At 66.2% G+C, this 21,775-nt stretch carries 17 protein-coding genes; 6 read left to right on the plus strand and 11 right to left on the minus strand.

The annotated features are described in order from the left end of the window. Positions 1-35 precede the first annotated feature (35 nt). From FPZ54_RS18625 to FPZ54_RS18640, 4 genes are read right to left on the minus strand one after another with little or no spacing between them, the layout of a single operon-like run. Positions 36-2,153 (minus strand): tetratricopeptide repeat protein, encoded by a 2,118-nt coding sequence (locus tag FPZ54_RS18625; RefSeq protein ID WP_239019640.1) that lies wholly within the window; start codon positions 2,151-2,153, stop codon positions 36-38. After that, positions 2,137-3,501 carry a PEP-CTERM-box response regulator transcription factor gene (gene prsR / locus FPZ54_RS18630; RefSeq protein ID WP_145849300.1) on the minus strand — a complete coding sequence of 455 codons (1,365 nt, stop codon included), beginning with the start codon at positions 3,499-3,501 and terminating at the stop codon, positions 2,137-2,139. The genes FPZ54_RS18625 and prsR overlap by 17 nt, the downstream gene beginning before the upstream one ends. Next, positions 3,498-5,534, minus strand: a complete 2,037-nt coding sequence (gene prsK / locus FPZ54_RS18635; protein ID WP_145849301.1) for an XrtA/PEP-CTERM system histidine kinase PrsK — start codon at positions 5,532-5,534, stop codon at positions 3,498-3,500. The genes prsR and prsK overlap by 4 nt, the downstream gene beginning before the upstream one ends. A gap of 4 nt (positions 5,535-5,538) precedes the next feature. Next, on the minus strand, positions 5,539-6,927 hold the full coding sequence (locus tag FPZ54_RS18640) for a TIGR03013 family XrtA/PEP-CTERM system glycosyltransferase (RefSeq protein WP_145849302.1): 1,389 nt from the start codon (positions 6,925-6,927) through the stop codon (positions 5,539-5,541). 159 nt (positions 6,928-7,086) lie between these two features. Between FPZ54_RS18640 and FPZ54_RS18645 the strand changes: the two genes are divergently transcribed. After that, on the plus strand, positions 7,087-8,148 hold the full coding sequence (locus FPZ54_RS18645; RefSeq protein WP_145849303.1) for a mannose-1-phosphate guanylyltransferase/mannose-6-phosphate isomerase: 1,062 nt from the start codon (positions 7,087-7,089) through the stop codon (positions 8,146-8,148). On the opposite strand, the gene FPZ54_RS18650 is transcribed toward FPZ54_RS18645, so the two are convergent. The 4 genes from FPZ54_RS18650 to FPZ54_RS18665 are packed head-to-tail and all read right to left on the minus strand — an operon-like array spanning position 8,123 to position 12,928. Next, positions 8,123-9,781 (minus strand): DUF6311 domain-containing protein, encoded by a 1,659-nt coding sequence (locus tag FPZ54_RS18650; RefSeq protein ID WP_145849304.1) that lies wholly within the window; start codon positions 9,779-9,781, stop codon positions 8,123-8,125. The two genes, FPZ54_RS18645 and FPZ54_RS18650, sit on opposite strands and share 26 nt — an antisense overlap. A gap of 29 nt (positions 9,782-9,810) precedes the next feature. Next, entirely contained in the window at positions 9,811-10,872 is a 1,062-nt protein-coding gene (locus tag FPZ54_RS18655; protein ID WP_145849305.1) for a GNAT family N-acetyltransferase, read from the minus strand. Beyond that, a complete protein-coding gene (locus tag FPZ54_RS18660; RefSeq protein ID WP_145849306.1) occupies positions 10,869-11,726 on the minus strand; it encodes a cupin-like domain-containing protein in 858 nt (285 codons plus the stop codon). The genes FPZ54_RS18655 and FPZ54_RS18660 overlap by 4 nt, the downstream gene beginning before the upstream one ends. Next, on the minus strand, positions 11,723-12,928 hold the full coding sequence (locus FPZ54_RS18665; RefSeq protein WP_145849307.1) for a GNAT family N-acetyltransferase: 1,206 nt from the start codon (positions 12,926-12,928) through the stop codon (positions 11,723-11,725). The genes FPZ54_RS18660 and FPZ54_RS18665 overlap by 4 nt, the downstream gene beginning before the upstream one ends. Positions 12,929-13,488: 560 nt before the next feature. Between FPZ54_RS18665 and FPZ54_RS18670 the strand changes: the two genes are divergently transcribed. Beyond that, entirely contained in the window at positions 13,489-14,115 is a 627-nt protein-coding gene (locus FPZ54_RS18670) for a division/cell wall cluster transcriptional repressor MraZ (protein WP_145849308.1), read from the plus strand. Positions 14,116-14,129: 14 nt separating this feature from the next. Further along, complete coding sequence (locus FPZ54_RS18675; protein WP_145849309.1) at positions 14,130-14,495, plus strand: hypothetical protein; 366 nt, start codon at positions 14,130-14,132, stop codon at positions 14,493-14,495. A gap of 209 nt (positions 14,496-14,704) precedes the next feature. Here FPZ54_RS18675 and groL read toward each other — a convergent pair whose 3' ends face one another. Continuing rightward, positions 14,705-16,348, minus strand: a complete 1,644-nt coding sequence (groL, locus tag FPZ54_RS18680) for a chaperonin GroEL (RefSeq protein ID WP_145849310.1) — start codon at positions 16,346-16,348, stop codon at positions 14,705-14,707. A gap of 93 nt (positions 16,349-16,441) precedes the next feature. After that, positions 16,442-16,729: a co-chaperone GroES gene (gene groES, locus FPZ54_RS18685; protein WP_066660780.1), complete on the minus strand. Its 288-nt coding sequence runs from the start codon at positions 16,727-16,729 to the stop codon at positions 16,442-16,444. A gap of 250 nt (positions 16,730-16,979) precedes the next feature. On the opposite strand from groES, the gene FPZ54_RS18690 reads away from it, so the two are divergent. The 3 genes from FPZ54_RS18690 (at position 16,980) to FPZ54_RS18700 (ending at position 20,520) form a co-directional block, all read left to right on the plus strand. Then, the gene (locus tag FPZ54_RS18690; RefSeq protein ID WP_145849311.1) at positions 16,980-17,945 is read left to right on the plus strand and encodes a hypothetical protein; all 966 of its coding nucleotides are present in this window, start codon (positions 16,980-16,982) and stop codon (positions 17,943-17,945) included. Positions 17,946-18,050: 105 nt separating this feature from the next. Further along, on the plus strand, positions 18,051-19,949 hold the full coding sequence (sppA, locus tag FPZ54_RS18695) for a signal peptide peptidase SppA (protein ID WP_145849312.1): 1,899 nt from the start codon (positions 18,051-18,053) through the stop codon (positions 19,947-19,949). A gap of 13 nt (positions 19,950-19,962) precedes the next feature. Beyond that, the gene (locus tag FPZ54_RS18700; protein WP_145849313.1) at positions 19,963-20,520 is read left to right on the plus strand and encodes a GNAT family N-acetyltransferase; all 558 of its coding nucleotides are present in this window, start codon (positions 19,963-19,965) and stop codon (positions 20,518-20,520) included. Between the two features lie 63 nt (positions 20,521-20,583). Here the strand turns inward: FPZ54_RS18700 and FPZ54_RS18705 are convergent, their stop codons facing one another. Continuing rightward, positions 20,584-21,759, minus strand: coding sequence for an acetyl-CoA C-acyltransferase (locus tag FPZ54_RS18705; protein ID WP_145849314.1), 1,176 nt, complete (start codon positions 21,757-21,759; stop codon positions 20,584-20,586). Positions 21,760-21,775: the final 16 nt, after the last annotated feature.

Consider the following 21,775-nt stretch of genomic DNA (forward strand, 5'->3'; position numbering starts at 1 on the left):
GCCACCTCCCCCAGCGAGCTGGGGGAGGAATTGGTTTACGCCAGCTTCGCCAATTTCGCCAGCAGCGCCTCCGCCGCGCCTTTGTCGGTGAAGCCGGGAGTCTCCAGCGCGGCCCGCGTCTCCGCGACCGCCTCGGCGCTGCGCCCGGCATCGGCATAGGCTTGGGCCAGTTGCCAGCGCAGCATCGGGTGGCGCGGTGCCAGCGTCACGGCCTTGCGTAGCAGCTCGATCCCGCCGACATGGTCGCCGCCTTGCGTCAGCGCCCAGCCCATCGCGCCCGCGACCGCCGGGTTGGTCGGAGCAATGATATAGGCCGCCTCGGCATAGCGCGCGGCGCGCTCCGGCTCGCCCGCGCCCGCATAGGCAAAGGCGAGCTCGGCAAGCAGCGCGACGTCGCGATTGCCGGTGCGCAGCCGGATCGCTTCGAGCGAATCGATCGCGGCATCGAATTCGCCCGCCGCCGCCTGCCAGTGCGCCGACAGGCGCAGCGCGGCGAGGTTGAGCGGGTTTTGCGAGAGGAACAGCGCGAGCGTGCGCGATGCCTCTTGTCGCTGGCCGGAGCGGTCGAGCGCCTCGACCAGCCGCAGCATAGCGGGTTCGTTGAACCGGATGCCCGCGGATGTCTTGTACCAGGCGACCGCCTCGCCGGGCCGCTTGAGCAGCATCAATATGTCGCCGACCAGGCTGGCCGATGCGGGCGCGCCGGGATTGCGCCGGGCGATGTCCTGCGCCCGCGAAAGCGCTTCCTGGCCTCGCCCATCCTCAACCAGCCCGCGTAGCAGCGGAAGGGTTGCGCGAGGGTCGTCCCTGGGGCCGCGCGCCGCTGCGGCAGCGAGAACCGGGAGCGAATCGTCCGAGCTGAACCAGCCGGCATTGTCGCGCACGGGCAGCGCCGCGCGATCGAAATAGCGCGCCGCTTCGGCCCGCTCGCCAATCCGCTCATAGCCGCGCGCGACGAGGCTGAGCGCATAGCTGTCAGCATCGCCGCGCTCCACGACGGGGCGCAGCACATCGATGCCGTTCTTCGACGCGTCCGAGCGGAGCAATGCGGTGGCGAGCAGCTTGCGCGCGCCGATATTCATCGGTTGCAGGCTGACCAGCCCGCGCAGTTTCTCGATCGCGCGGGCATAGGCGCCTTCCTCCAGATCGAGCGCGCCGCCGAGCAACAGTCCGCCGGGAAGCTGGCCGACGCCGCCGCCCGCGCGCTGAAGCAACTGACGGGCAAGGCCGAATTTCTGCGCGCGTGCGGCGAGGACAGCCTGAATATACAGCGCCTGGGGGCTGCGCGGACGCACCTCCATCGCGCGGCGGGTGAGCGCCAGCATTTCGCGGGTGCGCCCCGCATCGCCGAGCGTCGCGGCATATTGGATCAGGGTCGCGTGACGATAGGGATCGCGCTGGAGCGCGCGCTCGAACCAGGGCAGCGCGGCGACAAGGCCGTATTGGGTGCGAACCAGTTCCGCGCGTAGCACCAAGGCATCTGTGTTGCCTTTGTCGAGATCGACCGCCTTGGCGCTCGCCTCGATCGCTCCGACGATATCGCCCGCATTGAGACGGAATCGACCGAGTTCGGTCCATGCATCGGCGCTGGCGGGCGCGAGGCGCACGGCGGCCATCGCGGCCTCCTGCGCGGCAGCGAGGTTGCCGCCCGCGGTATAGGCGCGGGTCTGGACGCGCAGCGCGTAGAGCCGGTCGGCCTGCGGCGCCTTGCGGCTTTCGATCAGCGCGCGGCGCGGGTCTCCCTGGAGCAATATGGCATGGGCCATCAGCGCATGGGTACGTGCAGGGGCCACGCCGCTGTCGATCGCGCGGCGGATCGCGGCCTCGGCGGCGATCCCCTCGTCGAGCATCAAATTGGCGCGGGCGAGCGCGAGATGCGCTTCGCCCCAGGCCGGGTCGGCGCGCACCGCGCCGAACGCCTGGCTGCGTGCGGCGGACGCGTTGTTGGCTTTGAGATAAGCCTCGCTGCGCGCCAGCGCCTCACGCGCGGCGGCGGGATCGGGGCGATCGGCGATGACCGAACGGAACGCCAGGATCGCGACCGCAAAGGCGCCGAGGCACAGGCCGAAGACCAGCACGCGGCGCAGCATCGGGCCGCGACGCGGCGCCGAGCGGCCGGATCGGCGGCGGCGGGGTTCAGGGCTGGAGGTCATAGGCCCTCATCAGATCATACAAAGTGGGACGGCTGATCCCGAGCAGCCTTGCGGTGCCGGAGATATTGCCTTCGGCGCGGGCAAGCGCATGAGCGATGGCACGCCGATCGGCGGCCTCGCGCACGGCCTTCAAATTGATCGGTTCGGGCGCGTCGCCGGGGGCGAGGTCGAGATCCGCGGCGGTGACCTGCTTGCCCTCGGCCATGATGACCGCGCGCTTCACCCGGTTTTCCAGCTCGCGGACATTGCCCGGCCACTGCCATGCGTCGATCGCGTCGAGTGCGTCGGGGGCAAAGCTCTTTCCGCCCAGCTTCATCGCCGTGGCGTGCTTGTGCAGCAGGTGGCGCGCGAGCAGCCCAGCATCGCCCGGCCGTTCGGCGAGCGACGGGATACGCACGACGATTTCCGCCAGGCGATAATAGAGATCCTCGCGGAAGGTCGCGGCGGCGACCATCGCGTCGATATCCTGATGCGTTGCACACACCACCCGCGTGTCGACCGCGATCGGCTTGCGCCCGCCGATCCGCTCGATCACCCGTTCCTGCAGGAAGCGCAGCAGCTTGACCTGAAGCGGAAGCGGCACGTCGCCAATCTCGTCGAGGAACAACGTGCCGCCCTGCGCCTGTTCGATCTTGCCCTCGGTCGTCTTGACCGCGCCCGTGAACGCGCCCTTTTCATGGCCGAACAATTCGGATTCGAGCAGCGTTTCGGGGATCGCCGCGCAATTGATCGCGACGAATGCGCCCTTGCGGCGGCTCGCCTCGTGCAGCCCGCGCGCGAGCAGTTCCTTGCCGGTCCCGCTGGCGCCGAGCAGCATCACCGACACGTCGGCCGGAGCGACCCGCTCGATCGTGCGGGTCACCTTCAGCATTTCGTCGGCGCCGGTGATGATCCCGCCCAGCGTGGGTCCGTTGCCCGCGCGCGCGGCGAGGCGGCGATTCTCCGCTTCCAGCGCATGAACGTGGAATGCCCGCGCGACGATCAGGCCCAGCGCGTCGATATCGATCGGTTTCTGGTAGAAATCCCACGCCCCCATCGCGATCGCGCGGAGCATCGATTCGCGCGCGCCGTGGCCGGAGGCGACGATCACCTTGGTGTCGGGTTTCAGCGCCAAAATCGTTTCCAGCACCGCAAAGCCCTCGCTCGTTCCGTCGGGATCTGGCGGCAGGCCCAGGTCGAGCGTGACGACGGCGGGCTCTTCCGCGCGAAGCAGGGTGATGGCGCTTTCGCGGTCGCCTGCGGTCAGGATCTGATAGCCTTCATAGGCCCAGCGCAGCTGGCGCTGCAGCCCGGCATCGTCCTCGATCACGAGCAATTTTGGAAGCGGAGCGGCCTTGCTGTCGGTCATGCGGCGTGTCCAAATTCAGTCTGTGCTGCGGGCGTTGCGGCCAGGAGGGTGACGCGGAAGCGCGTGCCGCGCCCCTCGGTGCTCGAGACCTCGATCCGCCCGCCCATCTCCTCCGCCAGCTTGCGCGCCTCGAACGCGCCGATGCCGAAGCCGCCCGCCTTGGAGGAGACGAAGGGGCGAAAAAGTTTTTCGCGGATAAAGGCGGGCGACATGCCGCAGCCCCGGTCGATCACGTCGATCGCCACTTCATCACCCAGCGCGGTGATCGCCAGCGTGACCCGCGCATCGGGTGGGCTGGCCTCGATCGCATTCTGGACAAGATGGCCGAGCAGCGTTTCCAGCCGCACCGGATCAGCGACCGCGATCGGATCGCCCTTGCCGCTCACTTCGACCGGATGGATCGGCTCGCGCGCCCGCGCGATGCGGCGGACCAGCGGCAGGATGGGCAGGGCAACGGGCGGGTCGGTATGCGCGCGATGATGCTGGGACAGGCGCGCGAGCAGATCGTTCATCCGTCCCGCCGAATCCTGGAGCGTTGCGACCATGTCGGTGCGGAAATCGGGATTGTCGGCGTGCCGCTCGGCGTTGCGTGCAACGAGGGTAAGCTGGCTCACCAGATTCTTGATGTCGTGCATGATGAAGGCGAAACGGCGGTTGAATTCGTCGAACCGCTCGGCCTGGGCCAGCGCCTCCTGTGCGCGTTCCTCGGCGATATAGCTGGCGAGTTGGCGTCCGGCGGCCTTGAGCAGATCGAAATCCTCCCAGTCGAGCGCACGCGGCACGGGCGGGCGGGCGAGCACGATCGCGCCTGCCAGCTTGTTGTGATGGGGCAGGGGGACGACGACCCAGGCCTGATCCCAGCCACGCACCGACGGCGGGACCGCGTCGGCGCCCTCGCCGGTATCGAGTTCGATCACCATCGCCGGATCGATGCGATCGACCTGCCAGCTCTCGCCATAGGCCAGCGGCAGATCGGCGCGCGCGACATTCCACCCCGCGCCGAGCGTCAGCGTTGCGCCCTGTGGTACCAGCAGCACGCCTGCGGGCGAATCGGTGAGGTCGGCGAGCGCCTTGACGATGCGTTCGTCGAGCGGCGCGCTGCCTTCCGGCTCGCCCAGCGTCTCGGTGAAGCGCATCCATTCGGCGCGATAGTCGTAGCGATGGCGGAAGAAGTGCTTGGCGAGCTTCACCTTGATCCAGGCGCGCAGCCAGGAGCTGGAGATCAGCGTGAGGATTGCCGCGGTCGACCCGAAGACGAAGGCGGTCTGGAGCAGTCGGGCATTGGGGCCACCGATCGCGGCGAGGGCGCTGTTCGCAGCGGCGAGCAGTGCGATGTAGAGCGCGACCGCGATCAGCGTCAGCGCCTGATAGATGACGGTGCGCGAAATCTGCATCGGCCCTTCGCCGCGGCGTTGCAGACCCGCAGCGATCGCGGCGGCGATCAGCGCCATGGCAAAGCCGCGCACCGCAGTCAGCTGGAGCGGCCAGCCCTCGGTCAGCCAGGCGACGCACAGCAGATTGATGTCGACCAGCCACATCGCGCCGAGCGCCAGCACGATCGGCCGCGCGCCATTGCCGCCGCGCGGCGCGAGCGACGCATCGAGGCTCTGGACCAGAAGCAGCGCCGCGATGGCGGCCAGCATCTTTAGCTGAAGCGCGACATCGAGGACGGGGCGCGGCAGCCCGCTGGTTGCGCCGATCGTGTCGAGGATGAGGCCGATCACGATGACGATGGACACGACGCCATAGACCGTCCCGATCGCGGCGGGCGGACGCTCGATCGCACCCCGGCGATAGAGCGAGACCATGAAGCCAAGCCAGGCCAGATTGCGCGCGCCGCCCGCAATCTGCGTCACCAGATCGCCATCGCCGATCCCCGCAACCGCGAGCGCCCAGAGTGCGGTGAGCGTCAGTGCCGCTACGAGCGGAACCCGGGGAACACCCGGCGCCGCGTCGCGCCACGCCCAGAGCGCCAGCGCCCCGAACAGCAGCGCCGCGAGCGCATGGCCCCAAAGGATCAGCGTTCCCGCCATCGCCCTAGCGTGCGCCCTCCGGGAACAGCACCACGCGCAGCGTCTGGAGCAGGATCAGAAGGTCGAGGAACGGCGAATAATTTTTGGCGTAATAAAGGTCATATTCCAGCTTTTGACGGCTGTCTTCGATCGACGCACCATAGGGATAGTTGATCTGCGCCCAGCCGGTGATGCCGGGCTTTACCATGTGTCGCTCGGCATAATAGGGCAGCTGCTGCTCCAGATCCTCGACGAATTGGGGGCGTTCGGGGCGCGGCCCGACAAAGCTCATCTCGCCCTTGAGGACAGACCAGCATTGGGGGAGCTCGTCGATCCGCACCTTGCGGATGAAACGGCCCACGCGGGTGATGCGCGGATCGTCCTTTTCCGCCCAGACCGCCTTCCCCGCGACCTCGGCGTCCTGCCGCATCGAACGCAGCTTGATGATGTCGAAGCCCTGGCCGTACAGGCCGACGCGACGCTGGCGGTAGAAGGCGGGGCCCTTGCTCTCCAGCTTTACGGCGAGCGCACCAAGGAGGATGAGCGGGAGGGCAAGTGCGAGCAACACCAGGCTGGCAGCGATGTCGAACAGCCGCTTGAACATGCTCGACAGCATCCGCCCCGATGAGAAGCCGTCAGAGAAGATCAGCCAGCTCGGGTTGACCGACTGGAGATCGACGCGGCCCGTTTCGCGTTCGAGGAAGGTCGAGATCTCGTTGACATGGACGCCGGTGGTCTTGATGCGCAACAGATCCTTGAGCGGGAGCGCGTTGCGCCGCTCCTCAAGCGCCAGCACCACTTCGCTTGCGTTGAGCAGGACGACATGATCGGCGAGATTGTAGATCGCGTCGCGCGCGATGGCCTCCGGGATCACGCGGTTCGGCTCGCTCATCGCGACATAGCCGACGACGACGAACCCCGATCCCGGCTTTTTCGACAGGATTTTGAGTCGTTCCGCCCGTGCACCCGCACCCAGCACGACGACGCGCCGCTTGAACACCTGGCTCCCCAATGTCTTGCCGAGCAACAGCCGCAGCGCGAACAGCGCGACCACCGAAGCGAGCATCGCGTAGAGCAGGTTCGATCGCCAGAAGGTGAGCGCGGGGACGAGGAAGAACAGCACCGAAAGAAAGATCGTCCCCAGCGATACCGCGACCAGCAGCCGCGCGGTCGCCACGCGGATCGACTGGAGCGCGTCGGCGCCATAGACGCCGACCGCGATCATCGCGAGTTCCAGGCACGCGGCAAAGCTGATGATCTGCGGAATGCGGGTGTGGAAGGGATCGACCGCCATGCCGATCTGGTGCGCGCGATAAATCCACCCGAACTCCGCAGCCGCAAGGAGCAGCGCGATGTCGAACAGCGCGAGCAGCAGCACGGCGTTGGGAATATAATGTTTGAACAGGCGGATCATGACTGCAATCCTAGCCAGCGAGTGTAAACAAAACCGACACCGTGCCGACCGTCTCGGATAAATTGACGAAGAAATGCTGAACGGGCGGAAACCCGAGCCGTGATAAGTGTTTGGCGGGTGTGCCGCGCGCCGCTACGCCGGGTCCGAAAAGAGGTATTGATGAGCCGAGCCGATGCGATCGTCCCCGTGATCCTCTCCGGCGGTGCCGGGACCCGGCTCTGGCCGATGTCGCGGCCCGAACGCCCCAAACAGTTGCTTGCCCTGACCGCCGAGGAGACGATGCTCCAGCTCACCGCGCGGCGCGCGCCGGTCGATGCCGGGTTTGCGGCGCCGGTGGTCGTAGCCAATGCGCTGCACGCCGACCTGATCCTCGAGCAGCTGGCGCAGTCGGGGGCGGAGCCGCAGGCGGTGATTCTCGAACCGATGGGGCGCAACACCGCGCCCGCCATCGCGCTTGCCGCGCTGGCGGTCGGCGGGGGATCGACGCCCTTGCTGGTGATGCCGTCCGATCATGTCATCGCCGATATCCCGGCTTTCCATGCGGCAATCGCGACGGCGATGCCGAGGGTATCAGAGGGCTGGATGGTGACGTTCGGCATCACGCCCGACCATCCCGAGACCGGCTATGGCTATATCCGCGTCGGCGAGCCGATCGGCGAGGGGATCCACAAGGTCGCCCGGTTCGTCGAGAAGCCGCCGCGCGACACCGCCGAGGCGATGGTCGCGAGCGGCGATCATGTCTGGAATGGCGGCATCTTCCTGTTCCGCGCGGATGTCTTTCTGGATGCGCTCGCGGACCACGCACCCGAGATATTGGCGGCGGCACAGGCGTCGATGGACCGCGCTATCCGCGAAGGGAGCCGCGTTCTGCCCGACGCTGCCGAATTTGCCCGGTCGCCATCGGACTCGATCGATTATGCGGTGATGGAAAAGGCGGAACGGGTGGCGGTGGTCCCCGTCGCGATGGGCTGGTCCGATGTCGGTAGCTGGGACGCGCTGCATGGCATCAGCGATTGCGACGCGCAGGGCAACGCCTGTCGCGGCGACGTGGTTGCGATCGATACGGCCAATTGCCTGGTCCGTGTCAGTGCGGGCAAGCGGGTCGCGCTGGTCGGCGTCTCCGACCTGATCGTGGTCGCGGACGGGGATGAGATACTGATATTGCCGCGCGGGCGCAGTCAGGAGGTCAAACGCATCATCGAGGCGATGAAGACGGATTGACCACGGGCTCGAAGGCGATGGTGATGCCGTCCAGCGGTCGGACCTTGTCGATCAACGGCGGCGGGATCGGCTCGCCATCGATCAGGATATAGAGGCGACCCGGAACGATCTCGCCAGCGCGGAAACGCGCGGTTTCCTGCTCCTGTCGCGCCGCACTCTGGGGTGAGGCGCGGGCGACATAGACGCTGCGGACTGCGACCTGCGCCTTGGCGGCGCGCCACGCGATCTCTTGAAACAGGCCGAGGTCCTTGGTGACTTCGGCCGGGATGAAGGCGATGCCATGCGCGCGCTCGATCAGCCGATCCCATTCGGGGGCGGGCGTCCTGAGATAGCGTGGGGCGATACCTGCCTCGATCGTCTGGCTGCGGATTGCACGCGCCATCGGGGCGAGGTCGGCGATCTGGACCATCGTGACCGCAAGCAGTGCCAATCCCGCCATGCGCTCGGGAAGTCGGAAGGCGATCCGCAGCGCGGCCAGCACCGCCACATAGGCCACGGGCCAGAACAGGCGCCCGGACGCACGGACCGCGTCGAGCGCATCCGCGACATCCTGAGGCAACTGCCAGCGGGGGAGCATCCGCCCGGCAAAGTCGGGATAGGTGCTGATCGCCAGCAGCGTGAGGACAATGAGCGCGGGCAGGAGCCAGCTATAGCGTGCGAGACTCCCGGACGCGTCCGGTGCGGGGCGCGGCAGGCGGCGAACCGCTATCGCGGCGCCGGGGAGAAGGATCAGCAGGCCTAGGCCCAAATACTGAAAGCCCTCGAAACCCCGGCCGGGGCGTTGCTCAATGGCGGGCAAAAACGTCGAATACGTATCGACGCCCGGATTCCACAGCGCGTCGAGCGGCATGGCGAAGGCGCCGTAATTTCCCGACGGGCGGTGCGGTTCGAACACGCCGAGCGACCAGGCGATCGCAGCGACCATCGCGATCATTGCCAGCCCTTGCACGATCAGGCGCGGGGCGGCGGCGCGATCCTTCCACAGCCGCTCCAGCATGGCGCTGGCCCAGATCGCACCCACCATGACGAGCAGATAGCTGTGGATCAACGCGGTGATCGCGATCAGCGCCGCCCAGCCGCGATTGGACGCCGAGCGCTCAGGATCGTCGAACCGCCAGAGCGCCCAAAGGATCAGCCAGTGCGCCATCAGGTTCACATGGACGAACCGGTTGAACAAAGTGGGGAGGGCGGCGAGCAGCAGCACGCCGCACCACAAAGCCAGCCCGTTGGGCGCATGGCGCCGCAGCAGCAGCCACGCGAATAGCACCTGCAGGAACAGGCAGGCGAGGATCCACCAGCCGATCAACTGAGTATCTGCTGGAAGAATGCCGCGCAGCGGAAAGGCAAGCACGGCGAGCAGGGGATTGCTGTCGGTGAACAACAGCCCCGTCCCTTCGGGGGCGCCAAGCAGCGCGGTGCGCAGGAACCCCGGTGACGGGTCGTGAAGCCAGGCGTGAAGACCCAGCGCATTCTCGCCATTGTCACTGCCGCGCAGCAGCCAGCCGATATTGGTGACGTCGAGAATCTGCCAATGGAAGAAGATGCCGAACAGCGCGAGCGGCAGCAGGATCAACGGCAAATAGGTCGGTGCGGCGCGCATCGGCACCCGCTGTGCCGCGATCAGGGTCAACAAGCCGTTAACCCTGTCGCTTCGGGACGAGGTCAGCGCGCCAGTCGGCGCCGTGTGGCCCTCGTCGCGGCGGCGAGTCCCGCAGCAACTCCGGACACGCTCCGCAGATCGAACAGGCGCAGCCGGTGGCGCTCCCGGCGCTCATCCATCCATTCGGCTTTGTACGGTTCATCGCCATTGCCATAGTCGATCAAGTCGGGCCGGTCATGGTCGAGGACGTGACGGAACATCGCATAGGAGAGCAGGGTGCCGGGCGAATGCTCGCGCTCGCTCTCCAGATGGGCGAGCTTGTGGATCGTCGCGACCCCGTTCTCGACCGTCCAGAATTGCGCCGCAACCGGCCGACCACCGCGCCGGGCGATGCCGAGGCGCAGCGTTCCCGCCGCGCCCTCCTGCTCCGCATAGGCGCGCAGGAAGCCCGGCGAACCCTCGGCGGGTTTCCAGCTGGCGGCATAGACCGCCTCATAGTCCGCCCAGGCCGCAGGGTCGAAGGCGTCGAGAATCTGGACATCGACGGCACTGTTCTTCGCGCGACGCCGCACGGTATTGCGCAGCTTCGACGCGCGACGCGCCCAATAGGCGTCGAAGTCCTGACCCTGTGTATGCGCGACCCAATGCGCGGCCTCGACCCGCTCGATCGCCAGCCAGCCTGCGCCGCGGAATGCCGCTTGCAGCTCCGTCGATATTTCGGGTTCGAGCGGCCAGAGCGTGATCGCGCCGAACCGGCGCCGCAACCGCCTGGCGATCGCCGCCAGCAAGACCGCGCGGACCGATGCCGGGCAGCCGGGCGTGGCGAGAGGCGCGAATGCGAGCGTGTACCAGCTGGCAAAGCCGCGCGCGCGCCGATGGCCGCAATCGCGCAGCGGCAGCCACAGCGCATCGGCACCCTGCCGCGCGGTTGCCGCGACAAAAGGCGTGTCAGGCCAGATATGGTCGCGCGTCGCGCGCAACCAGTCGATCCGATCATAGGGTCCGGGTTGTGCACCGCGTCCCAGCACGCCCGCGCCATCATGGGCGAGCATGTCCAGCGATCCGATCAGGGCCGTTTCGACCGGCGCGACCTCTGCCTCGATCAAGGGGAAATGGGCGGTCATTCGGTGTGGCCGGTCATCCGTTTCGCTTTCGCGATGCTGCGCCAGGCCAGCGACTTGATCAGATTCTGGCGGGGGTAGCGGGCGGGGGCAGCGGGGGTCATCCCCGCCTTCCGCAGCAACCGGTTGAAGGCGTGCGCATCGGCCTCGCGATAGCTCCACTCCGATCGCCACGTGACCGACAGCGAGATCGACATCGCGTCGCCATTCTGCACCCAGTGCGGCGCCTTGACCGGGACATAGATCGCGTCGCCCGGGGTCAACCGGATCGGCGTCCCCTTTGCCGCGAAGCTGTCCTGGAACGGCAGGTTGCGATGGCCGCCCTCATGGAAGGTTTCCTGAAGGTGGCTGGGGACCAGTTCGGGATCGGCGGCGGGGAACACGGTCATCACCTTTTTGCCGCGCAGCTGGATTAGGATATTGTGCTCGGGGTCTATGTGGAACGGGGTGACCGCGCCGGGCGAGGAGACGAAGATGAACGCCTCGCGCTTGAGCATGGCGCCGGTGCGGGTGGCTACCAGCGGCTCGATCTCGTCGAGAACCTCGTCCAGCAGCGCGCGATACACCGGATCCTGATCGACGAACTTCAGCACCATCCACGACCCGTTCTGCTCGATCGAGCGGATCGAGTCCTCGACCGAGAGGCCATTGTGCCGGATGTCCGCGGGATCGATGCCGATCGGCAGGTTGGCGAGATTCTGCTCGACATCGACCGGGCGGATGCGCTGCGACAGCGCGACCAGTTCGTCGAGCTCGAACAGCGGATGGCCGCACAGGCCATGGGCGATCGTGCCGGGCCGCTCGGGATAGAGCGCTGCAAAGGCGGCGCGCGCGTCATCGTCGAACACGGGCTTCATTCGGAGTCCTCCTGGGGCGCTTGCGGGCGGCGGTTGCGCAGGGATTTGAATGCGGCTGCGGAGCGTTCGAGCGTGCGGGCCGCCGTGAAGGCGATCCGGCGACGACGTCCGGCGAGTGGGAGGGTGACGCGGACGATCGCGCGGCGCTGACCCCACAGGCTGTCGATCATCGGGTGATTCTCGACCGCGCAGCTGTCGACCCAGTCGATGTCGTCGCGCGCAAGGATCTGAAGGTTTTCGATCTGGAGCAGCACGCCGGGGGAGAAGCGCGCGAACCCCTCGTCATAGGCCGTCTTGAACGCGAACGCGCCGGGGGCGGCGATCAGGTTGACGAGCATCGCGATCGGCGCGCCGTCGAGGTCGAGGCGGAGGAAGTCGAGTCGCCCGGCACGGTGCGCCTGCGCCACGACCTCTCGGAAAAATGCGCTGGTTTCGGGCGTGCAGGCGAGCGCGGACCCCGCCGCCCCCTTCCACCCGGCGTGTTCGAGCGCGAGAAAGGCGTCGGTCCAGGCGTGAGGCGAGGCGTCCGCTGCCAGCCGCCGGGTTTCGAGGCTGCCCTGTTCTGCGAGGCGGGCGCGCAGGCGGGCGATCTCCTTGCGCTTCTTCTTGCGCACGGTTGCCGCGTAATAGGCGTCGGGGGCCATATCGCTGGCGAGCATCGCGCGTTCGATCCGGTGGACGGTGTCGCAGGGGCGCCCGGCGAGCCGCGCTGCCTCGATCAGCCCGCGATGCACCGGGCCGTTCTCGACCAGGCCGGTCAGGTGGAGCAGGCTGCCCGCGTCGCGATCCGCGTCGAGCGCGGCGATGATCGCGGACCAAGCCGCGACCTCCTGACCCCGGCGCAGCAGCGGAGCGCCGAGGAAGCGGTGATAATGGACCCAGTTCACACTGTGGCGCAGCGGTAACCGCCCGTAGCGCGAGTCGCGCCCTACCGGCATCAGGCCGATCAGCCGCCCGGCGCTGCGGATCGCGAGCAGCCGGGCGTCGGGTGGCGCGAGTGCGGCGCTCGCATCGGCGAACCAGCGCTGCGCAAAGACGTCTGGCTCCGCAGCTTCGGCTGCCAGCGCGTCCCATTCCTCGCAAAGCCGGTCCGCCAGCGGCGACAGCGGCAGCCACTCGGCCTCGGCGCCCGGCAGCGCAGGCGCGTGGCGCGCGGGCAGCGCGCACGCGTTCGACAGATCGATGGCGGTCGCTGCGGTCATCGCCACTCCAGAGGCCGTGTCACGGGCGCCGGAATAAGGGCGAAGCGTTAAATTTCCGGTAGCTGCCCGGCGCCACCCGACATGGATTTTTCGCATTTGCGAACGCAATTTCGGTCGCCAGGTCGAGTGGTGGCAGAAATACTTTCCAAATCTGGAACTTGGCTTGCGGGCAGGATCGCGTCCGAGCCGACGCGTTCGCCATCTGACTCGCCGCGACTCGCGGACTCAGCTTTGGTTGGCGCGGCAGGGAAAGCGGTTACCCCCGTGACCGCCTCCGCATGATGGTAGCGTTATCAACAATTGAATTTGATACGCTATCGCCGAAGACTTTGCTCTGTGAACGATATGCTAAAGTTTGTCATAGTAAAATGTCGCGACAGACTCTCAATATAAGACAAAGCTTAATATGTAACCGACCGTGATTTGTTTGGATATTCTATCGCGTTTTTCGGTTTTCAAACTGTAGATTCTCGGATCGTAGAATCCCGATATCGCCGATTAACCATGAATCGGGACAAAAGGTGCTTGTTGATACGGTGAGTCGGGTACGGAGAGTGTCGATGCGTAATGTTGCGTCAGAGCGTTCCAATGCAGTTGCCAGCCAGCTTGGCCGAATGACGCCGTGGCCCAGCCCGGCGGGCACGAGCGACCGCAGCTTGTTTGCGCCCTCCGACGGGCGTTTCGCCCCGGCGCCCCCGGCGCGACCCGCGCGGTCGAAACCGCTGGGTGGGATGGTCCCCTATGTCGGGCATTGCATCGTGCCGGTGAAGGCAAATGGTCTGGTGCGACTCCCCTCCTTCGTGCGCCGCAATGTAAACAATGAGGGGCCAAGCATCTTTCTGGGGCTCCATGCCTCGCAGCGCTGTCTCGTCGGGTCGAGCGTGCAATGGTGGCAGCAGCTGACTGTGACGTGCGACGAGCATCGCTTCGACGGTGCGCAGGCGCCGCGCGAAATCCCGCCGCCGCCGCCGGCTTCGCGCCGCCTGTTTGGATTTTGCGAGGAATTCTGGCGCCCCAACGAATTCGTGAAGCTGCCGAGCTGGGCGCGGGCCGTCGCAGGGATTGCCAACGCCGCGCTGTTCGTCGGGATGGGCGAGACGTTCGAGATCTGGTCGCTGGAGGATGCGCTCAAATCGAACGATCCCAATCTGGTCGCGCTGGCCCATTCCGCAACCAAGCTTCAGTAAGCGGGAGCGGGGACGTGGCGCAGTTCTGCCATCTGATCGGTCATCAACCGGGCGACGATCCGGTTTGGAACGAGGGTTATTTTTTCACCAGCTGTATCCGCTGCGGGCGGGACATGATGCGCGCCGACGGGCCGTGGCGGTCGGTGCCGCGCAAATACCGCGTCGCGTGGCGCAGCGGCTATCATCGGCACGCGCTGCCCAGCGATTTCGGGCGGCGGCTGCCGGTTGCGGCGACCATGCTGCGCGACCAGCGGGCGAAACTGCCCAGGCACAGTGTCGGGTGCGTGCTGGTTCCGTCTCCGCCGCCCGACGAACGCGGCGGGGATGGCGAAGGGATGGAACAGGCGATTGCCGCCTTCCGTCTGCTCCGGAGGTTGTAGGCGTAGCGTATCGTGTAGCCGGAGCATGAAGAAAGGGCCGGGGAGGCGACTCCCCGGCCCTTTCGATTTGGTCCAGCCTTGGGGGCTGGGAGGTTCGGATCCGGTTCCCGGCAAAGCCGGGAACGCGTCGGACGGGTTCGGCGGAGCCGACCCGCCGTCCGGATCGGAACGAGTCCGGGATTAGCGCCGCTAATCCCGGCCGTTCGCGATCAGAAATCCATGCCGCCCATGCCGCCCATGCCGCCGCCGCCCATGGGCATTGCCGGCTTGTCTTCGGGCAGCTCGCTCACCGCCGCTTCGGTGGTGATGAGCAGGCCCGCGACCGAGGCTGCGTTCTGAAGCGCGGTGCGGACGACCTTGGTCGGGTCGATCACGCCGGCTGCGACGAGGTTCTCGTACACGTCGGTCGAGGCGTTGAAGCCGTAGGACGTGTCCGACTGGTCGAGCAGCTTGCCCGAAACGACCGCGCCGTCATGGCCGGCATTGGCCGCGATCTGGCGGACAAGGGCAGTCAGCGACTTGCGGACGATGTCGATGCCGCGGGTCTGATCCTCGTTGACGCCGGTCAGGCCTTCGAGCGCCTTGGTCGCGTACAGCAGGGCGGTACCACCACCGGGGACGATGCCTTCTTCAACGGCTGCGCGGGTTGCGTGCAGCGCATCGTCGACGCGGTCCTTGCGCTCCTTGACTTCGACTTCCGAAGCGCCGCCGACCTTGATGACGGCAACGCCACCGGCGAGCTTCGCCAGACGCTCCTGGAGCTTCTCGCGGTCATAGTCCGACGTGGTGACTTCGATCTGCTGACGGATCGCATCGGTGCGGCCCTTGATCGCATCGGCTTCACCCGCACCGTCGACGATGGTGGTGTTGTCCTTGTCGATCGAGACGCGCTTGGCGGTGCCGAGCATTCCGAGCGTGACGCTTTCCAGCTTGATGCCTAGGTCTTCCGAGATGACTTCGCCCTTGGTCAGGACGGCGATGTCTTCCAGCATCGCCTTGCGACGATCGCCAAAGCCCGGTGCCTTGACCGCTGCGACCTTGAGGCCGCCGCGCAGCTTGTTGACGACGAGCGTGGCGAGCGCCTCGCCCTCGATGTCCTCGGCGATGATCAGCAGCGGGCGGCCCGACTGGACGACGGCTTCCAGGATCGGGAGCATCGCCTGAAGGTTCGACAGCTTCTTCTCATGGATCAGGATGTACGGATCGTTGAGTTCGACCGCCATCTTCTCCGGGTTGGTGATGAAATAGGGCGAGAGGTAGCCGCGGTCGAACTGCATACCTTCGACGACGTCGAGCTCGAATTCGAGCCCCTTGGCCTCTTCGACGGTGATGACGCCTTCCTTGCCGACCTTTTCCATCGCTTCGGCGATCTTTTCGCCGACTTCACGGTCGCCATTGGCCGAGATGATGCCGACCTGGGCGATCTCGCTCGAACCCGAAACCGGCTTCGAACGCGCCTTGACGTCCTCGACGACCTTGGTGACGGCGAGATCGATGCCGCGCTTGAGGTCCATCGGGTTCATGCCGGCCGCAACCGACTTCATGCCCTCGCGAACGATCGCCTGGGCGAGAACGGTCGCGGTGGTGGTGCCGTCGCCGGCGATGTCGTTGGTCTTGGACGCGACCTCACGCACCATCTGCGCGCCCATATTCTCGAACTTGTCCTTGAGCTCGATTTCCTTGGCGACGGTGACGCCGTCCTTGGTGATGCGCGGCGCGCCGAAGCTCTTGTCGATCACGACGTTGCGGCCCTTCGGCCCCAGCGTGACCTTCACCGCGTCGGCGAGGATGTCCACGCCCTTCAGAATGCGCTCGCGCGCGTCGCGCGAGAATTTTACGTCCTTGGCTGCCATGTGACTGCCCTTTCAAATCTGGAAGTTTACATTGGATTGACACTGTCGGCCGATCGGCTGCCGATCCGCCGAGGTCCACGTAAATCGTTGAAATCAGCCAACAATTCCGAGGATGTCGCTTTCCTTCATGATCAGCAGGTCTTCGCCATTCACCTTGACCTCGGTGCCCGACCATTTGCCGAACAGGATGCGGTCGCCGGCCTTGACGTCGAGCGGGGTAACCTCGCCCTTTTCGTTCTTGGCGCCCGAACCGGCGGCGACGACTTCGCCTTCCTGCGGCTTTTCCTGGGCGGTGTCGGGGATGATGATGCCGCCGGCGGTCTTGGCCTCGGCCTCTACGCGGCGGACCAGCACGCGATCGTGCAACGGACGAAAGTTCATGGAGTACTCCTGAACACGGGTTGATTAGGATGTTGGCACTCACCTGATGCGAGTGCCAGCAGCGGGCATATGGGCAGGCGTAAGGGTCTAGTCAAGCTGGCCAGCAGTTTCAGAGCATCGCTTTTTCGAGGAGGATTGTCCGAGAAAATCGTTACGCTGCCGCGCGAAAATGCGAGACCCGGAGCATTTCGCGCGATAGCCTTAGGTCGGACTTTGGTCGGCTGGTGCCATCGACTGGGGGTGGGGAGTCATGGGCGGTGCTCTCGTCAAGCTTGTGGGGCTCGTGGCAATGGTCGGCATTGTCGGCATTGCCTTTATCGGCATTCAGCTCGTCCGCGGTCGCGGACGACTCGCCCTTGTTTCCGGCATCGGATTTTCGATTCTGCTCGTCGGTTACAATGCCTATTTGGAGGAAGAGACGGGGCGGGGGTTCGTTCGGCACCTTTATTGCGCGGCGACGACGTGTCGCGCCCTGACCGCCCCCGCAGAGGGGGTCGATGAGGACGAAATGGCGCCGGGCGAAGAGCCCATGGCCATCGACGACTCGATGGCGATGCCCGATGCCGTGTCGCCGTCGCCGACGGTCTCCTCTCCATATTCTGGCGTTTATGGGAGCGATTATGGTCCGGTGCGGGTTACCGAAGCCGGCGGAAGTTACAATGGTGGCTCGGGAACGCTCACCGGTACGCTAAACGGAAACGTGCTTACCGGTCGATGGCGGCGCTCCCCCGCCATGTTCATCCGCTCATGTTCGAGCGGGGTGCCAGAGGGCGATTTTCAATTTCAGTTCACCTCTGGCGGCTTCCTCGGTCGCTGGGCCTATTGTGACGAACCGCTCAAGGATACATGGGACGGCTGGCGCCCCAAGATTTTCGCTTATCGCAACAGATGCGCTTTTCCGGTCGTGGTCTATTTACGCTGGTACAATGCCGATGCGCGCCAAGTTTCTGCAGGCGGATGGGTGCTTGCGGCGAACAGCACCACCAACCTGATCGACGCCGACGAGGGCGTGGTTGCGCCACCGATGCGCACATCGAGTGCGAGCGCATATGCTCATGTACGGAACCATGCCACGGGATTGCCCATATTCTCTGGCCAGACGAACGTAACCATAGGCTCGTCGAGCTATGCCATGAGTTCCATCAGCGGGACCCATGAGGCGGATCGCATCGTTTTCGGTCCCGACTGTCGCGTCGGCGACCAAGGCGGGGAATAGCGCCTGCCGGTTCCTGTATCACTCCCTTAACACAGCGGCTTTACTCGCTTGCCCTCACGCCCTACCTGTGTGTCAATTGCCCGGGGCATTTCGGAGAAGACGAACGTGAAACTGGTACGCGGCGCATGGAAGCTGCTGGTCGGCATCAAGGATGCCCTGGTCCTGCTGTTCATGCTGTTCTTCTTTGGGGCGCTGTTCGCGCTGCTCTCGGCCAAGCCCAACCCCGCCGCAGTCAAGGACGGCGCGCTGGTGCTGGCGATTGACGGCACGATCGTCGAGCAACCGGCGCAGCCCGATCCCTTTGCCAGCATCGGCGGCGGCGAAATGCCCCGCGAGTACCGGATGCGCGACCTGATCCGCGCGCTGGACAAGGCGAAGGACGATGCGCGCGTCAAGGTCGTGGTGCTCGATCTCGACCGGTTCATGGGCGGCTATCCCGCCGCGATCGAGGAAGTGGGCGAGGCGATCCGCCGCGTGCGCGATGCGAAGAAGCCGGTGCTCGCCTATGCCACGGGCTATTCGGACAGCTCGTACCTGCTTGCGGCCAATGCCAGCGAGATCTGGGTCCACCCGATGGGCGGCACGATCTTTACCGGTCCCGGCGGATCGCGCCTCTATTACAAGGGGCTGATCGACAAGCTGGGCGTCACCACGCACGTCTATAAGGTCGGCAAGTTCAAATCGGCGGTCGAACCCTATACCCAGACTCAGCAATCGCCCGAGGCGCGTCAGGCGAACGAGGCGCTGTACGGCGCGATCTTCGAACAGTGGAAGGACGCGGTGAAGACCGCACGGCCCAAGGCGCGGATCGAGCCGCTGCTGACCACTCCGGCGGAAGCGGTCGCCGCGACGCAGGGCGACTTCACCAAGATGAATCAGCAGCTTGGCATGGTCGACAAGGTCGGCGACCGGCTGGCGTTCGGCAAGCGGGTCGCGGAGATTGCCGGCGTCGACAGCGGCAAGCCTGCGGGCAGCTTCAAGTCGATCAAGCTCGCCAACTGGCTGGAGGCCAATCCGGTCGCCAAGACCGGCGACGCGATCGGCGTGATCACCGTTGCGGGCGAGATCGTCGACGGCAAGGCGGGTCCGGGCACGGCGGCAGGGGACACCATTTCCGGCCTGCTGCTCAAGGGGCTGGCCGAGAAGAAGCTGAAGGCGCTGGTCGTGCGGGTCGATTCGCCCGGCGGGTCGGCGCTTGCCTCCGAACATATCCGCCAGGCGATCCTGCAGGCGAAGGCGCAGAAGCTGCCGGTCGTCGTGTCGATGGGCAGCCTGGCCGCCAGCGGCGGCTATTGGGTCTCGACGCCTGCCGACGTGATCTTTGCCCAGCCCAACACGATCACCGGATCGATCGGCATTTTCGGGGTCATTCCGACCTTCGAGAATACGCTCGCCAAGATCGGGGTGACGACGGACGGGGTGAAGACCACGCCACTGACCGGCCAGCCGGACGTGCTGGGCGGTACCAACGAGACGCTCGATCGGGTGCTTCAGGCCGGGATCGAGGACGGCTATCGCCGCTTCATCGGCCTGGTCGCCCAGTCGCGCAAGATGACGCCGCAGCGGGTGGACGAGATCGGCCAGGGCCGCGTCTGGGACGGCGGTACCGCCCGCCAGCTGGGGCTGGTCGACCGGTTCGGCAACATCGACGATGCGATCGCCGAAGCGGCAAAGCGCGCCAAGCTCGACCCGGCCAAGACCCATGCGGTCTATCTGGAAAAGGAGCCGGGCTGGTTCGACCAGCTGATTGCAGGCTTCTTCCGCGACAGCGGCGACGAGGAGGAAGAGGCTGCGCCCGAGAGCGGCGGCGATCTCTATGCCCGGATCGCGGTGGAGCGGCGTGCGGTGTTCGCCCAGGCTTTGGGCGATGCGCGCCGGATCGCGGGCGCGTCGTCGATGCAGGCACGCTGCCTCGAATGCGCGGCCTTTGGACCGGGCCTGGGCGGCACCGGCGCGGCGGACGCGCGGCTGATCGATCTGGTGGTGGCGAAGCTGGGCCTATGACGAAGCTGAGCCTGTGATTCAGCTTCGCGCGGCCGAGCCAGGCGATGCGGCAGCGATCGCGGCGATCTATGCGCCCTATGTGCTGACCGGGACCGTCAGTTTCGAATTCGATCCGCCCGACGCCCGCGCGATGCGGGGGCGGATGGAGGCTTCGGACGGGCTGTATCCGTGGATCGTCGCGACCAACAGCGAGGGGCGCGGGGTGCTGGGCTATGCCTATGCGACCAAGTTCCGCGAGCGGGCGGCCTATCGCTATGTCGTCGAGACTTCGGTCTATGTCGCGGGTGCGGTGCAGGGGCAGGGCGTCGGACGGCTGCTCTACGAAGCGCTGATGCACACGTTGCGCGCGCAGGGCTTTACCCAGGCGATCGGGGTGATCTCGCTCCCCAACGACCAGTCGATCAAGACGCACGAACAGGTCGGCTTTCGCCGTGCCGGTCAGCTGCGCGAGATCGGGTTCAAGGAAGGGCGCTGGGTCGATATCGGCATCTGGCAATGCGCGCTCAACGACAGCGTCGTGCCGCCGGTCGAGCCGCGACCGTTCAGCGAAACGGGCGTCGTGCGGGGCTGATCGCCCGCGCTGCGATGAACCGCCGCCCCATCCGGTAGGACGGAGCGGCGAGATCGCAGGCCCTTACAAAACTTCGAACAGGCCGGCGGCGCCCATGCCGCCACCCACGCACATCGTCACGACGACGTACTTTGCGCCGCGACGCTTGCCCTCGATCAGCGCGTGGCCGGTGCAGCGCGCGCCGGTCATGCCATAGGGATGGCCGATCGAGATCGAGCCGCCATTGACGTTGAGCAGATCGTTGGGAATGCCGAGCTTGTCGCGGCAGTAGAGGACCTGCACCGCGAACGCTTCATTGAGCTCCCACAGGCCGATATCGTCCATCTTGAGGTTGAACCGGTCGAGCAGGGCGGGGATCGCATAGACCGGGCCGATACCCATCTCGTCGGGCTTGGTGCCCGCGACCGCCATGCCGACATAGCGGCCGAGCGGGGTCAGGCCGCGCTTCTCGGCGAGCTTTTCCTCCATCAGCACGCTGGCCGAGGAGCCGTCCGAAAGCTGGCTGGCATTGCCGGCGGTGACGGTGCCGTTCGGGACGACCGGCTGGAGCGACTGGAGCCCCTCCAGCGTGGTCTCGGGGCGGTTGCCCTCGTCCTTGGTCAGCGTCACTTCCTTTTGCGTGACTTCCTTCGTCTCCTTGTTGACGACGTTCATCGTCGCGGTGACGGGGATGATCTCGTCGTCGAACTTGCCCGCGGCCTGTGCGGCGGCGGTGCGCTGCTGCGACTGGAAACCATATTCGTCCTGCACCTCGCGGCTGATGTTATAGCGCGCGGCAACCACCTCGGCGGTCTGGAGCATCGGCATGTACACGTCATTGTGCATCGCCAGCAGTTCGGGATCCATCGCGACGCGCATCTGCGGGGTCTGGACCAGGCTGATGCTCTCGACACCGCCGCCGATGGCGATGTCCATATTGTCGACGACGATCTGCTTGGCCGCGGTGGCGATCGCCATCAGGCCGCTGGCGCATTGACGGTCGACCGACATGCCCGCGACGCTGGTCGGCAGGCCAGCGCGGAGCAGCGCCTGACGTGCGATATTGCCCGCCTGATGCCCCTGCTGGAGCGCGGCGCCGAAGACGACATCCTGGACCTCGGCGCCGTCGATCCCGGCGCGCTGCACCGCGGCCTCGATCGATTTCGCGGCGAGGGTCTGGGAAGGAAGCGCGTTGAACGCACCGCGATAGGCGCGGCCGATCGGGGTGCGGGCGGTGGAAACGATGACGGCTGAACGCATATTTGGGGTCCTTCTC

It is taken from the genome of Sphingomonas suaedae (assembly GCF_007833215.1).
Classification (GTDB): domain Bacteria; phylum Pseudomonadota; class Alphaproteobacteria; order Sphingomonadales; family Sphingomonadaceae; genus Sphingomonas; species Sphingomonas suaedae.

Excerpts from the sequence above, each read along its gene's own strand:
- prsR (WP_145849300.1), bottom strand. The coding sequence starts at position 3,501 with ATGACCGACAGCAAGGCCGCTCCGCTTCCAAAATTGCTCGTGATCGAG.
- FPZ54_RS18660 (WP_145849306.1), bottom strand. The coding sequence starts at position 11,726 with ATGAAGCCCGTGTTCGACGATGACGCGCGCGCCGCCTTTGCAGCGCTC.
- FPZ54_RS18655 (WP_145849305.1), bottom strand. The coding sequence starts at position 10,872 with ATGACCGCCCATTTCCCCTTGATCGAGGCAGAGGTCGCGCCGGTCGAA.
- FPZ54_RS18705 (WP_145849314.1), bottom strand. The coding sequence starts at position 21,759 with ATGCGTTCAGCCGTCATCGTTTCCACCGCCCGCACCCCGATCGGCCGC.
- FPZ54_RS18645 (WP_145849303.1), top strand. The coding sequence starts at position 7,087 with ATGAGCCGAGCCGATGCGATCGTCCCCGTGATCCTCTCCGGCGGTGCC.
- groES (WP_066660780.1), bottom strand. The coding sequence starts at position 16,729 with ATGAACTTTCGTCCGTTGCACGATCGCGTGCTGGTCCGCCGCGTAGAG.
- FPZ54_RS18690 (WP_145849311.1), top strand. The coding sequence starts at position 16,980 with ATGGGCGGTGCTCTCGTCAAGCTTGTGGGGCTCGTGGCAATGGTCGGC.
- FPZ54_RS18640 (WP_145849302.1), bottom strand. The coding sequence starts at position 6,927 with ATGATCCGCCTGTTCAAACATTATATTCCCAACGCCGTGCTGCTGCTC.
- FPZ54_RS18670 (WP_145849308.1), top strand. The coding sequence starts at position 13,489 with ATGCGTAATGTTGCGTCAGAGCGTTCCAATGCAGTTGCCAGCCAGCTT.
- groL (WP_145849310.1), bottom strand. The coding sequence starts at position 16,348 with ATGGCAGCCAAGGACGTAAAATTCTCGCGCGACGCGCGCGAGCGCATT.
- prsK (WP_145849301.1), bottom strand. The coding sequence starts at position 5,534 with ATGGCGGGAACGCTGATCCTTTGGGGCCATGCGCTCGCGGCGCTGCTG.
- FPZ54_RS18625 (WP_239019640.1), bottom strand. The coding sequence starts at position 2,153 with ATGACCTCCAGCCCTGAACCCCGCCGCCGCCGATCCGGCCGCTCGGCG.
- FPZ54_RS18665 (WP_145849307.1), bottom strand. The coding sequence starts at position 12,928 with ATGACCGCAGCGACCGCCATCGATCTGTCGAACGCGTGCGCGCTGCCC.